The sequence below is a fragment of the Reinekea forsetii genome (assembly GCF_002795845.1).
Lineage (GTDB): Bacteria > Pseudomonadota > Gammaproteobacteria > Pseudomonadales > Natronospirillaceae > Reinekea > Reinekea forsetii.
Map to the genome: position 1 here is coordinate 1 of NZ_CP011797.1, position 13,286 is coordinate 13,286.

The 13,286-nt window shown below is 51.7% G+C and carries 14 protein-coding genes; 7 read left to right on the forward strand and 7 right to left on the reverse strand.

Annotated features, from left to right (window positions below):
• The first annotated feature begins 53 nt into the window (after positions 1–53).
• Genes dnaA through gyrB form a run of 4 tightly spaced genes read left to right on the forward strand, consistent with a single transcriptional unit; the run spans position 54 to position 6,190 of the window.
• Positions 54–1,526: a chromosomal replication initiator protein DnaA gene (gene dnaA / locus REIFOR_RS00005; protein ID WP_100255603.1), complete on the forward strand. Its 1,473-nt coding sequence runs from the start codon at positions 54–56 to the stop codon at positions 1,524–1,526.
• A gap of 25 nt (positions 1,527–1,551) precedes the next feature.
• Positions 1,552–2,658, forward strand: coding sequence for a DNA polymerase III subunit beta (gene dnaN / locus REIFOR_RS00010; protein WP_193437329.1), 1,107 nt, complete (start codon positions 1,552–1,554; stop codon positions 2,656–2,658).
• A 21-nt stretch (positions 2,659–2,679) separates the two neighbouring features.
• Positions 2,680–3,780, forward strand: coding sequence for a DNA replication/repair protein RecF (recF, locus tag REIFOR_RS00015; protein ID WP_100255604.1), 1,101 nt, complete (start codon positions 2,680–2,682; stop codon positions 3,778–3,780).
• Positions 3,773–6,190, forward strand: a complete 2,418-nt coding sequence (gene gyrB / locus REIFOR_RS00020) for a DNA topoisomerase (ATP-hydrolyzing) subunit B (protein ID WP_100255605.1) — start codon at positions 3,773–3,775, stop codon at positions 6,188–6,190. Before recF ends, gyrB begins: the two co-directional genes overlap by 8 nt.
• A gap of 85 nt (positions 6,191–6,275) precedes the next feature.
• On the opposite strand, the gene REIFOR_RS00025 is transcribed toward gyrB, so the two are convergent.
• From REIFOR_RS00025 to REIFOR_RS00035, 3 genes are read right to left on the reverse strand one after another with little or no spacing between them, the layout of a single operon-like run.
• Positions 6,276–6,776 carry a GNAT family N-acetyltransferase gene (locus REIFOR_RS00025; RefSeq protein ID WP_100255606.1) on the reverse strand — a complete coding sequence of 167 codons (501 nt, stop codon included), beginning with the start codon at positions 6,774–6,776 and terminating at the stop codon, positions 6,276–6,278.
• Positions 6,777–6,814: 38 nt separating this feature from the next.
• A complete protein-coding gene (locus REIFOR_RS00030; protein ID WP_100255607.1) occupies positions 6,815–7,108 on the reverse strand; it encodes an MGMT family protein in 294 nt (97 codons plus the stop codon).
• Between the two features lie 48 nt (positions 7,109–7,156).
• Entirely contained in the window at positions 7,157–7,633 is a 477-nt protein-coding gene (locus tag REIFOR_RS00035) for a peroxiredoxin (RefSeq protein WP_100255608.1), read from the reverse strand.
• A 125-nt stretch (positions 7,634–7,758) separates the two neighbouring features.
• Between REIFOR_RS00035 and REIFOR_RS00040 the strand changes: the two genes are divergently transcribed.
• Complete coding sequence (locus tag REIFOR_RS00040; protein ID WP_227003718.1) at positions 7,759–8,199, forward strand: GNAT family N-acetyltransferase; 441 nt, start codon at positions 7,759–7,761, stop codon at positions 8,197–8,199.
• A 30-nt stretch (positions 8,200–8,229) separates the two neighbouring features.
• On the opposite strand, the gene REIFOR_RS00045 is transcribed toward REIFOR_RS00040, so the two are convergent.
• From REIFOR_RS00045 to REIFOR_RS00060, 4 genes are all read right to left on the reverse strand, one after another.
• Positions 8,230–9,696 (reverse strand): GGDEF domain-containing protein, encoded by a 1,467-nt coding sequence (locus tag REIFOR_RS00045; RefSeq protein ID WP_100255609.1) that lies wholly within the window; start codon positions 9,694–9,696, stop codon positions 8,230–8,232.
• Between the two features lie 78 nt (positions 9,697–9,774).
• Entirely contained in the window at positions 9,775–10,572 is a 798-nt protein-coding gene (locus tag REIFOR_RS00050) for an endonuclease/exonuclease/phosphatase family protein (protein WP_227003719.1), read from the reverse strand.
• Between the two features lie 110 nt (positions 10,573–10,682).
• On the reverse strand, positions 10,683–11,318 hold the full coding sequence (locus tag REIFOR_RS00055; protein WP_100255611.1) for a thiol:disulfide interchange protein DsbA/DsbL: 636 nt from the start codon (positions 11,316–11,318) through the stop codon (positions 10,683–10,685).
• 137 nt (positions 11,319–11,455) lie between these two features.
• Entirely contained in the window at positions 11,456–12,088 is a 633-nt protein-coding gene (locus REIFOR_RS00060) for a c-type cytochrome (RefSeq protein WP_100258644.1), read from the reverse strand.
• Positions 12,089–12,288: 200 nt separating this feature from the next.
• Here REIFOR_RS00060 and yihA point away from each other — a divergent pair, with 200 nt between their 5' ends.
• On the forward strand, positions 12,289–12,939 hold the full coding sequence (gene yihA, locus REIFOR_RS00065; protein ID WP_100255612.1) for a ribosome biogenesis GTP-binding protein YihA/YsxC: 651 nt from the start codon (positions 12,289–12,291) through the stop codon (positions 12,937–12,939).
• A 105-nt stretch (positions 12,940–13,044) separates the two neighbouring features.
• Positions 13,045–13,275 carry a YheV family putative zinc ribbon protein gene (locus REIFOR_RS00070; protein WP_100255613.1) on the forward strand — a complete coding sequence of 77 codons (231 nt, stop codon included), beginning with the start codon at positions 13,045–13,047 and terminating at the stop codon, positions 13,273–13,275.
• Positions 13,276–13,286 lie beyond the last annotated feature (11 nt).

Here is a 13,286-nt window from a genome sequence, read left to right on the forward strand (position 1 = left end):
CGCCTCATTGGGTCAGTTAAAATGATCGGCCGTTTGGTATTTTCGGAGTGCTTGTGCAGGACGCGTTATGGCAGCAATGCTTAGAACAGCTACGCAGTGAGTTGCCGTCTCATCAGTTCAATACATGGTTAAAACCTCTGTCAGTTTCTACGGAAACCAACGGCCTATTACTGTCTGCACCAAACAGATTTATTGCCAATTGGGTCAGGGATAAGTATCTCGAACGGATCGAGACCTTAGCCAGTTCTTATGGGATCCAAGGCGCCGTCAGTATTGATGTTCAGACCAGTAGCACTGGGCGCGCCCAGGGAGTCGCCAGCAGCAGCAATTCGACTCGTAACGAACGTCGGTCGGAGTCGAGCGACAGTGCTCGAGCTCCGGCCTTAGAATACCCAAGCCTCCTGACCCCGGCTGTCGCCGACCGGGTCGAGGTCGACCCGCGTACGAGATCGACCGAAGTCCTCGAGGTCCAAACAACAGGGGCCAAACGGGGTCGGATCAAGGTCCAGAGTTACCTCAACCGGTCCTTTACCTTTAAGTCGTTTGTTGAGGGTAAGTCTAACCAATTGGCTTTAGCGGCGAGCCAACAGGTGGCCGAGAATGCTGGAGGCGCCTACAACCCGCTATTTATTTACGGGGGCGTCGGTTTGGGCAAGACCCACCTGATGCAGGCCATTGGTAACGAAATTCTTGAACAAAACCCTGCGGCGAAAGTGGTTTATCTGCACTCGGAACGCTTCGTGGCCGATATGGTTAAGGCCCTGCAATTAAATGCGATGGCAGAATTTAAACGATTCTATCGCTCACTTGATGCCCTGTTGATCGATGATATCCAGTTTTTTGCCAAGAAAGACCGGTCCCAGGAAGAGTTTTTCCATACCTTTAATGCCTTGCTGGAAGGCAACCAGCAGGTCATCTTAACCTGCGATCGTTTTCCGAAAGAGATAGACGGTCTAGAAGACCGGTTGAAGTCTCGTTTTGGATGGGGTTTAACCGTAGCCGTTGAGCCCCCCGATCTGGAGACTCGGGTAGCGATCCTGCTAAAAAAGGCAGAGGAGGCCAAGATAAAATTGCCGGCTGATGCCGCCTTTTTTATTGCCCAGCGTATCCGCTCAAATGTTCGCGAGTTGGAAGGGGCACTGAAGCGGGTGATTGCCAATTCGCAGTTTACCGGCTCCGCCATTAACGCGGCCTTTGTTAAGGAGTCCTTGAAAGATCTGCTTGCCCTGCAGGACAAGCAAGTCAGCGTGGACAATATTCAACGCACCGTGGCAGAATATTTTAAAATTAAGATCTCCGATCTCCACAGCAAGCGTCGCAGCCGCAGCATTGCCAGGCCACGCCAGATTGCGATGGCACTGGCAAAAGAGCTGACCCAGCATAGTTTGCCAGAGATTGGCGAGGCTTTTGGTGGTCGAGATCACACCACCGTGCTGCACGCTTGTCGTAAAGTAAAAGAATTACGTGAAACCAATCAAGATATACGCGAAGATTATAGCAATCTCCTTAGAACTCTGACCACCTGATGACCGGATGGATAACTGCCTCATGATTCAATTTTCTCTGGCACGTGAACAGCTACTGAAACCCCTTCAACTGGTGAGTGGCGTGGTTGAAAAACGCCAAACGCTCGCCGTTTTATCTAACGTCCTCTTAGAGGTCGAAGGCACTCAACTTTCGCTTACAGGAACCGATCTGGAAGTGGAATTGGTTGGACGGGTAGCCTTATCGGAACCGGCGACAGAAGGTTTAATTACCGTGCCGGCGAAAAAATTCCTCGATATCGTTCGGTCTTTGCCGGATGACGCGATCATTAGTGTGCACCAACAGGACGATAAGGTGATGGTGACCAGTGGTCGCAGTAAGTTTACCCTGTCCTGTTTGTCTGCCGGCGAGTTTCCCAATGTCGAGCAAGACAGTGGCAGTGATGACTATGAGATGCCGCAAAAGGTCTTAGCCCAGCTGATCGGTGCCACGGCCTTTGCTATGGCCCAGCAAGACGTGCGCTATTACCTAAATGGTATGTCACTGGAATTAAACCAGTCAATGGTTCGCACCGTGTCGACCGACGGTCACCGTCTGGCCATGAGTTCTCGCCATGTCGAGGGTCTCAATGTGCCCGAGCGCAAGCAGGTCATCGTGCCGCGTAAAGGTATCTTAGAACTGAATCGTTTGCTTGCTGATGATCAGCAAATGGTTCAGCTGTATATAGGCGCGACTCATCTGCGTGCAACCACAGCCGATTTCAGCTTCACCACTAAGCTAGTCGATGGCAAATTCCCCGATTACGATCGGGTGATTCCACGCGGTGGCGATAAGGAGATGGTCGGTGATCGGCAGGTCATGAAGGCAATCTTCAGTCGCGCAGCGATCTTGTCCAACGAGAAGTACCGTGGCGTGCGCATGACCCTAAGCCAGGGCAATCTGGTGGTCAAGGCCAACAACCCCGAGCAGGAAGAGGCTGAGGTGGCAGTAGAGGTCGATTACGATGGACCGGATCTGGAAGTGGGCTTTAACGTCAGTTACCTATTGGATGTGATGAATGTGATTCAGGGTGATCAGGTGCGGTTTATTCTCGCGGATGCCAACTCAAGCGCCTTGCTGACCGATTTTGATGATGACGCATCGGCCTATGTCGTCATGCCGATGCGGCTTTAGGAGCCGGACGGCGTGGCTTAGGTGTCAATCGAAAACCTATCGCTGAGCGGAATTCGCAATCTGCAGGAATCCCAACTCAGCTTGGGGGCGGGCGTCAATGTCTTCTATGGCGACAATGGCGCGGGCAAGACCTCACTCCTAGAAGCTATCCATCTGTTAGCGATGGCCCGCTCATTCAAGGCTTCTCGGACTCGCACCGTAGTTGGTGACCAGTCTGAGGAGCTGCTTATTTCGGCCACCGTGGCCGGAGTAGGTCGTTTGGCTGTGCGCCGCACTTTAAAGGGTCAAAGTCAGATTCGTCTTAACGGCACCTCCCTAACAACGCTCGCCGAATTGGTGCATCTATTGCCGTTGCAACTGATCCATGCGGACAGTTTCGCATTACTCGAAGGCAATCCAGGAGATCGTCGGCAATTTCTCGACTGGGGGGTTTTCCACCAGTTTCCGAGCTTTCACACCGATTGGCAGAAGTTGCAGAAAAGCCTTAAAAACCGGAATTCTCTGCTCCGTTCTGGTAGACTGAACCGCTCTGAGTTGGACGTTTGGGAGCGGGAATACCTAACCGCAGCGGATCGAATAGATGACGACCGTAAGCGCTATTTAGAAGGCTTTGTGCCCTGCTTTCACACGGTACTGAGCCAGCTTATCGACTTGCCGGCCTTGCGAATCCATTATTTTCGCGGCTGGGACAAGGATCGGCCCTTAACCGATGTTCTCGAGCATCAGCGTGCGCGTGATAGCAAGCTGGGTTACACCCAGTCAGGCCCGCAGCGGGCCGATATGCGCATTAAGATCGGTAAGGTTAATGCCGCCGATCTCTTGTCTCGAGGTCAGCAAAAGCTGGTTGTCTGCGCGTTGAAAATTGCACAGAGTCTTTATTTACAGACACAGCAGGCACTGCCAACAGTTTTTTTAATCGATGATTTGCCCTCAGAGTTGGATCATCATCATATTCAGAAGTTAGGGGCCCTTATGGAGGGACTGCAAACCCAGGTATTTATGACCTGTGTCGATCCCAGCCCATTAAAGACTTTTTGGAAAAATCCTGACCGAATTAATATGTTCCACGTGGAACATGGTCAGATCAGGCAAGCGACGGATTTTGGAGATCAGCATGAGTGACAATTACGATTCCTCCAGTATTAAAGTACTGAAAGGATTGGATGCCGTTAGAAAAAGACCGGGTATGTATATCGGCGATACAGATGATGGCACCGGTTTGCATCATATGGTCTTCGAAGTTGTCGACAACTCCATCGATGAGGCTTTAGCGGGTCATTGCAGCGAGATCACCATTACCATTCATCCTAATGAGTCGGTGAGTGTTGAGGACAATGGTCGAGGTATTCCAACCGAGCCGATGCTCGAGGAAGGCGGCCTATCCGCAGCAGAAGTCATTTTAACGGTCTTGCATGCTGGCGGAAAATTCGATGACAACTCCTACAAGGTCTCTGGTGGCCTTCACGGCGTGGGCGTCTCTGTTGTTAACGCGCTCTCATCGGAATTGAAGTTGCTGATTCGCCGTCAAGGTAAGTTGCATGAACAGCATTACCGCCATGGCGTCGCGGTAGAGCCACTGAGAGTTGTTGGCGATGCCGAAGGCAGTGGCACCACGATCACCTTCAAGCCGTCCGGCGAGACCTTTGCTAACATCCTGTTTTCATTTGATATTCTGGCCAAGCGTTTGCGCGAGCTAAGCTTCCTTAACTCCGGTGTATCGATTCGGCTGAAGGATGAGCGCTCTGGCAACGATGAATTGTTCCATCACGAAGGTGGTCTGAGTGCCTTTGTGGCATATCTCAATCAAAATAAGACAACCATTAACGATGTATTCCATTTTGCCTACGAGCGACCGGAAGACTCAATCGTGGTCGAGGTGGCCCTGCAGTGGAACGATACCTATCAGGAAAATCTCTACTGCTTTACCAACAACATCCCCCAGCGCGACGGAGGTACCCATTTGGCGGGCTTTCGAGCCGCGTTGACGCGTACCCTGAATAACTATATTCAGGCTGAAAATCTGCTCAAGAAGCACAAGGTCGCGACCGGCGGAGACGATGCCCGAGAAGGTTTAACGGCCATTATTTCAGTCAAAGTACCGGACCCCAAGTTCAGTTCGCAAACCAAAGACAAGTTGGTCTCCTCGGAAGTCAAGTCCGCAGTGGAGCAAGAGATGTCTCGGGTGTTTGCGGAATACCTTATGGAACATCCTAACGAGGCGAAGATCATCGTCGGTAAGATGATCGATGCCGCCCGAGCCCGTGAAGCTGCCCGTAAGGCTCGTGATATGACCCGGCGTAAGGGCGCGCTCGATATAGCGGGTCTGCCGGGTAAGCTGGCCGATTGCCAAGAAAAGGATCCAGCTCTATCTGAGCTCTATTTGGTGGAAGGTGACTCGGCGGGTGGCTCTGCCAAGCAGGGGCGCGATCGTCGCACCCAGGCGATCTTGCCGCTTAAGGGCAAGATCCTTAACGTGGAAAAGGCCCGTTTCGATAAGATGCTGCAATCGCAAGAGGTAGGTACGCTGATCATCGCCTTGGGTTGTGGCATTGGTCGGGAAGAGTTCAATATCGATAAGTTGCGTTATCATAATATTATTATCATGACCGATGCCGATGTCGATGGTTCCCACATTCGCACCCTGTTATTGACCTTCTTCTTTCGTCAATTGCCTGAGTTGATTGAAAACGGTTATGTCTATATTGCCCAGCCACCACTGTATAAGATTAAACGTGGCAAACAAGAGAGCTATCTCAAAGACGAGAAAGCGTTAGAAGTTTATCTTATGGCTCAAGCGCTTGAAAACACCGCGCTCTTTACTGATCCGAGCGCGCCTGGTATCGGCGGTGTTCAGTTAGAGTCTCTTGTGAAGCAATACCAAGATGTACTGCTGCGTATTGAGAAGATGAGCCGGGTGTATCCGAAGCCTATACTGGAACAGTTAATCTATATGCCGGCCCTGACGCTGGAGATGCTGAGCAATCAGGAACAGGTGGCCGCATGGGTCGACGAGATGAACGAACGCTTTGTCGAAGCCCTATCGGGTGCCGCGGTCTATCAGATATTCGTTACCGAAGACAAGGAACGCCACATTTGGCTGCCTAAGGTTCAGATGACAGCCCACGGCCTAAACACCGACTACACCCTGTCCTATACTTTTTTCGATAGCCAGGAATACACTGCGGTTGTCGCGCTCGGAGCCATCTTGCAAGGCTTGATTGAAGAAGGTGCTTATGTTCAGCGCAATGAAAAGAAACGTGAGGTCGCCAACTTCGAAGAAGTTATTGCTTGGTTAATGACCGAAGCTCGGCGTGGTTACCAGATTCAGCGCTATAAGGGTCTGGGCGAAATGAATCCGGGTCAGTTGTGGGAAACTACCATGGATCCTCAGGCGCGTCGCATGCTCAAGGTAACCATTGAGGATGCCATCGCTGCGGATCAAATCTTCACCACTCTGATGGGCGACGATGTCGAACCGCGTCGAGCCTTTATCGAGGCCAATGCCCTGTCGGTTGCTAACCTAGACTACTAGTGCTGACTTTCGTCGGCCAGGACCCATAAAAAAACCCGCTTCGGCGGGTTTTTTTTATGAAAAAGGTTCCACGTGGAACCTTTTGTTAGCAGCGTTTTTCCATCCAAAAAACATCATGATAACGGCCGAATTTACGCCCCGCTTCGTTCAAGGTGCCAACCTCATAGAACCCGAACTTCTGATGTAGGCCTATCGATGCCTTATTTGGCAAGGTGATCACCGCGTGGGCCCGATGCACATCTTCGTCGGCCAGGGCGGTAAATAGCTCGGCATAAAGTAAGCTACCCAAACCCGAAACAGTGCGCTCTGGCGACCGATAGATGCTTACCTCGACCGAGGTGTCATAGGCTCGTTTCGGACGCAAGGGTCCGCTATTGGCAAAGCCAAGTAATTCACCGTCCGGCGTCTCGGCGACAAAACAACGATATCGACCGGTGTCTTTGAACTGATGAAACCAAGGCAGACGGGTAGTGACAGTGTAGGGTTCGGTATCGAAGGTTGTAGCGCTGGTCTCAATGAAGGGATTGAGGATGGCGACGATGGCGGGCAGATCTGTTAACCGGATGGGACGAATGATAATGGACAAGGGCCGTTTCTCTAACGCTACTAATTGGCTTAATAGTACTACGATAGCAGCGGAGGCCAATATAACTCTTTTGGAAATCGGCCGAGTCGATCGGGCAACAGACCCTCCGCCGCCAGCAAACGATATTGTCGAGCTGCCCCAGCATGATCACTGATACGACATTGACTGTTTAGGATGCGAAACCAGGGTAAGGTGGAACCCTCAGGCACTGCGCGTAACCAAGCCAGCACTTGCCGGACATGGACACCACATAGATCAGCCAATCGGCCATAGCTGGTAAAATGACCGGGGGGTACACTGGCCAGAGTTTGGTTAAATATTTCCACCGACATGGGTTCCCCTTGGTCATCGATGCCAGAAAACAGAGCGATGTGATTGAATTAAAGTTGCGCCATAACCGATTCGGCAGAACTCTGATCCAACCCCGTCGGATCAATACCGATCCAGGTGACGACACCATCAACCGCGATCAAAGCATAACGTTGAGATCGAACGCCCATTCCGGCGCCGGTTAAATCCTTAACGAGATCGACGGCTTCGGTAAAATCCGCGCTACCATCGCCTAACATACGCAGTGCCGTAGCATTCTGCTGGTGTCCCCATGCACCCATTACCCATGCATCGTTAACACTGACACAGATAATCTCATCGACACCGAGGGCTTTTATCTTATCGGCATTGACGACAAAACCGGGCACATGCGCGGCGCTGCAGGTTGGCGTGAATGCGCCAGGCAGGGCGAAGATCACAACTTTCTTGTCACTGAAGAGCGACTCGGTACTCAAGGCCACCGGGCCCTGATCGGACAGTTCGTAGAGGTTAACATTGGGTAGGGTATCGCCAATCTGTATCGCCATGAGGGGCTCCATAAAAGTTAGGTAAAAATTGACTAGGGTCGCTATGATGGCCCATTAACATTGGAATGCAAGCTTGGACCATGACCTTCAGCCTGAGATTAATTCAAGCACAGGACAATCAGCCTGTGGAACTTATCATTCGCGCCGTATTGGCTGAACACGGTGCCGATCGGCCCGGCTTTGCTTGGCAGGACCCGGAGCTGTCGGCGCTTTGTCAGGCTTATAGCGCCCCGGGTCATGCCTATTGGGTTGTCAGCCATGGCACACAGTTGCTCGGGGGCGTCGGTATTGCGCCGCTTAAGCCGGAGGTGGTGCAAACCTGTGAGTTACAAAAAATGTATTTGAGCCCTGCCGGCCGGGGTCATGGCTTAGGCCACTTGCTGTTGCAAACGGCCTTGGAATTTGCCCAGCAACATTACCGCTGGTGTTATTTGGAGACCCTAACCAATATGTCCGACGCAGCTTCGCTGTATCGTAAAGCCGGCTTTATGGCGTTACCGGCACCGATTATCAGCACCGAACACAGCGGCTGTGACCGTTGGTTTTTGAAGGAGTTAGGCCCGTAGAGTAATCTTGGTGAGGGACCCAAAAGCGCCTCAGTCGGCTTCTGCGATCACTCTGTTACGGCCATTCTGTTTACCTGCATAGAGCGCCCTATCCGCTCGTTCGATCCAGGCATCGGTAGCCTCGCCCGGACGCCATTGCGCCACGCCGGCGGAGATGGTTAGCGGTACCGGCTTGTTGTGAAAGTGAAAACGACAGTGGGCGACCCGATAACGAATCTTTTCCACGGCACTATGGGCATCGGGCAGCAACGTTTGGGGTAATAGCAAAATAAACTCTTCCCCGCCATAGCGGGCAATATAGTCGTGCTCACGGCAGATACGTTTCATCTCGAGGGCGATTACGCGCAATACCTTATCACCGACCAAATGACCGAACTCATCGTTAATACGTTTGAAAAAATCGATATCAATGATCGCGATACTGAGCGGATGGTGATAACGGGTTGCGCGCGACAGCTCCGCCTCGAGTTGATTATTGAAGCCTAATCGGTTGGGCAACTGAGTGAGCGTATCAAGGATCGATAAATCGCGCTCGCGTTTTAACTTGCTGTGCAGTTCTTGGTTGTCTTGTTCCAGCGCCCGGATTGCGCCAGCCATCTGAGCTGTGTTGGTCTGCAGCTGATCCAATCTCGACGTATAGCCATCCTGGTATTCAACCAAGCGATGGGTAATTTGGTCGAGTGATCCGAGCAGCTCATTCTTTAGCACCTCGACCCTCGGCGAATTATCAATCTGCGCCCTCACCTCTGTTACCTGTTGGTTCATACGGCGGTTAAACAATCCATTTATGGCCCTTAACTCACCGAGTATTCGTGAGTCGGCGGTGACTATTTGATTGATGCGGGCTAAGCGCGTATCGAGTTCAGTCAGATAATCGACAAAGGCGAGTTTCTCCTCCCTGAGTTGGACCTGTAATAGGTCAAGGGTCTTATGTGCAAGCCGGTCTAAAGCCTGCCAATCAACTACCCTATCGACTTCGCTCATTAGTGCGGCCGGAGCAACAGGATCAGGGCCTATAGCCACTAGAGATTGCAACAAGGCCTTAAAGCGACCCGCTAGACGGTGCCGCAAGACGTCGAGCTGCGCACCCGAGAGCTCATTAGCCGTTCGTGATTGACCGTCTGGGCCGATACTGGGAGCCGGCAGTGCCAGCTGTGCGGTGACAAAGTGCGCCAGTGGTTCGGCGAAGCTTAACAGGTCACTGAGCACTGGTTGTAAACGCTGCAAGGGTGCCAAAATTGCAGGCGAACTGTCGGCTAAAAGACTTTTAAAGGATCTAAGATAGAGTTGTATATTTTGCTCGGTACTCTGTTCGAGCAGGTCATAGACCGACTCGACCTCGGCCATTTCTGCTTGAAATTGCTCGAGTTGAAAATCCTTTTGCCGTAAAAGTCCACGTAACGTGTGCAGGCGCAGATCCAGCCGGCTATCCAAACCCTTTAGCATCAGCGTTAAACTGGTGGCAGCGCGGGCTAGCAGGAGATGCGTGTCAGACATGTAATCGATCCTTAAAGGGTTTACCTGGATTGAGTATAGTCTTACACCAAAAGATTGTTTTGCGGTCGCACAGATAGCCTATTGCGGCAGTTCAATCTCAATGGCTACGGGAAGGTGATCGGATAGGGCAAAATCCAGGACCCCCATTTTGATGATCTTAATGTGCGCACTGACCAGTATCTGATCGTAACACTTGGTCGGCCGCCAACTCGGATAGGTCGCCCGGGCATGAGCCGCCTTTAGGCCGGCACTTTTCAACGGAGAGTCGTTCAAGATGCGCAAACTGTCGGTGTTCATATCCCCCATCACCACGGCACTTCGGTAGCGGCTAATCAGTCCACCTATATACTTGAGCTGCTCATCCTGATGACGCCGACCAAGCGCTAGATGCGCCACAACGATCAGCAGCGGGTTGCGGGTTCCGACCTCGAATGCGATAGCACCCCGTCCTTGTCGACCGGGCAAGGCATGGTCGTTGATATTGATGAGCTTAATATTGCCGATCACGGCGTTGCTATGTTGGCCAAATCGTCCGAGATTACGATTGAGTTGTTGGTGCCAATAGTCTTTGTGAGCGGCCTTGGCCAAGTAGTGAATTTGATTGACGTAACGGGTGCGGAAGCTGCCGCCGTCGATTTCTTGCAGCGCGATGATGTCATAGTGTCGAATTAATTCGGCAATTTGTTGAAGATTGTGCTCACGTCGAGCGGATGGCAAGAGGTGTTGCCACGCCTTGACCACGTAATCAGGATAACGCCGAGTCTGGATGCCGACCTGAATATTGTAGGACAGTAGCTTTAGAGTGGCGCAAGGCTGGGACGGATCCGGGTGCATAAACCGATGCCAGGATTCGAGTAGTACGGGGGTAACGGCCATTCCAGAGGGCAATGACATAAGCAGCTAATCTGAGTAAGGACTTCAGGGGATCAGTCTAGCACAGGATTGATTGCCGGCTGTGATGACCCAGCCGGCCGGTCGTGCCAATCCTATTGAACCAGAGCGTCCTGCTCAACCAACCATTTGGCCGCGTAGATAGACTGTTCATTGCCACCAACGGCGGCCGAATCGATTAGGTACTTGCCATTGGCCATAATGGCCGGCGTGCCAGAGATATTGCTGTTGCCGGTCAGATAGATCGAGGTATTGACCTTGGCGGTCACACCAAAGGAATAGGCATTGGCCAGATAGGCTTCTTCGCTCACATTAAAACGCCCAAAAAACGTCGCAAACTGGGCATCTGTACGCAGTGGACGACGCTCTTCATGGATTTCATTAAAGATTGCTTTGTGGGCCTCGGTGCCTAGCTTTAGGAGTTCTACGACGTAGTAAGCCCTTACTTCGGGGGCCTGTCGCTCATTAAACATGACTGGAACGCGGGTAAACCGGATCGACTCGGGTTTTTCCGCTAAAAAGCGCGCTACTGCCGGTTCAAAATTGTAGCAATGAATACAGCCATAGCTGAAAAACTCCATGATTTCACCGATTTCTGCACCGCGATAGGAGGTCTTAAGTGGCGTTGCCAAGGTCTGGTAGTGGGTGCCGTCGACAAAACGGGGTTCCGCTGCTTGCACGAAAACAGCAGTTAGCATCAACAACAGGATGGATACTGAACGCTTCAACATAATGAATTAATCCTTAAAATTGATAGGTTAGGGCATGGTGCCCGAACTGCGGGGTCAAAAAAAGCGGGGTAGGCCTTCGCGTCCCCGCTTTTCAGTATCTTTACTGCGCGCTTAACCGCAGCTGAAGATTGAGCCTGCTAGTGAAGACCCTGGATATAGCTGGCCACGGCGGCCATCTCGAAGTCTTTCATATTGAAAGCTATAGAGCGCATCATGCGCGCGTCGCCACCGTTCATACGGGCGTCATTCGAAGGCGCCTCGGCACTATAACCGGCTTGGAATTTCTTCAGCTGCGTTGCTGTGTAGTCCGCGTGTTGACCACCCAATGCGGGAATGCCACCGACTGAATTACCTTGGCCGTTTGGAGAATGGCAACCGGCGCAGGCAGGCACACCCGTGGCCGCATTACCGGCCTTGTAGAGTGCTTCACCGAGTTCAACGAGCTCAGGCTTTGCCTGACCAACTTGAATGGCCTGACTGGCGTAATAGGCCGCTATGTCGGCGAGTTGTTGATCATTCAGCGCTGCCAACATGCCAGTCATTGCGACAATAATGCGTCGATCGGCTTTTACATCCTGCAACTGCTTGTAAAGATAACGTTCACCTTGGCCAGCTAATTTTGGAAAGCTTGCCACCGCACTATTGCCATCCGCGCCATGGCAGCCGGCGCACATTGCAGTGAGTCCCTTGCCGTTTTCAGCATTACCAGCAGCGTGCGTAAATCCAACCAAACCGCCTAAAACGAAAAGGCCAACGATCAATTTCTTCATGTCGAATCCCATATTATTCATCAATTGAGGCCCCAAAAAACGAGACCCAGCATAAATTGGCAACAGTATATAGAGTCGATCGAGTGATGAGAAGGAATTGCTTGGCCAGAGGCGGTTATCGGCGATCGAGCAAAGGACAACATTTTTTTCCGCAACCAGCTACAATAGCGCCCTCTTATGACTCATTAATGAAAGTTTCTATGCAACCTATTAAATACGACTCCGCCGATTTTTTTATCAGCGCCCAAAAATATTCCCAATGCCCGGCCGATACCGGCTCCGAAGTCGCGTTTGCGGGTCGTTCGAATGCCGGAAAAAGCTCCGCGATGAATGCCCTCACGCGTAACTCCAAATTGGCGCGGACCTCGAAGACGCCAGGGCGTACGCAGCTATTGAACTTTTTTACCCTAAACGGCGGGGACTATCGACTGGTCGATCTACCCGGTTACGGTTTTGCCAAGGTCAATCGGACCATGAAGGCCGATTGGGAAGAAAATATTGGTGAATACCTCGCGGAACGCTGCAGCTTAAAGGGCGTGGTGCTGGTTATGGATATTCGCCATCCGATGACCGAATTCGACAATCGTATGGTGCAATGGGCGATCGAAGCGGAAATGCCGATGCGAATTTTGCTCACCAAGTCCGACAAACTCAAGAAAGGCCCGGCTAAAAATACTTTTTTAAAAATTCGTAGCGAATTGCAATCTCGTGCACCCTGGTTGAGCGTACAAACCTACAGCTCATTGAAAAAAGAAGGCATCGTTGAGCTAAACGAATGGCTTACCGGACAATTGGTCGAGCCTACCGAAGGGGAGACCGATAGCGCGGCGCTGGTAGCCCCGCTGGGCTAGCATTGGAAGTCGGCGAATTGCTTTCGCCGGCTCATTTCGAGCCATTTGGACAATGACGTCCGTGTCTGGGCTGGGTATACTAGCCGCTTTTATTGGCAACTTTTAATGAAGAAACGATTTATTGCCGGAGTGGTTTGCCCAAAATGTGGTGCCCTAGATACCATTATGGCGGTGAATGACACAGAGCAACAGGTGTTGATTCGCGACTGTATTGACTGCGGTTTTACCGATCGGTTGAGCACCGGGGTCAACGAACCCAAAGAAATGTCCACTCGGGTCACCGCCGACGAGCAATATGTTGACGCTGCGGTGCAAGTTATCAAAATCATTCAGTAAAGAAGGAAAGC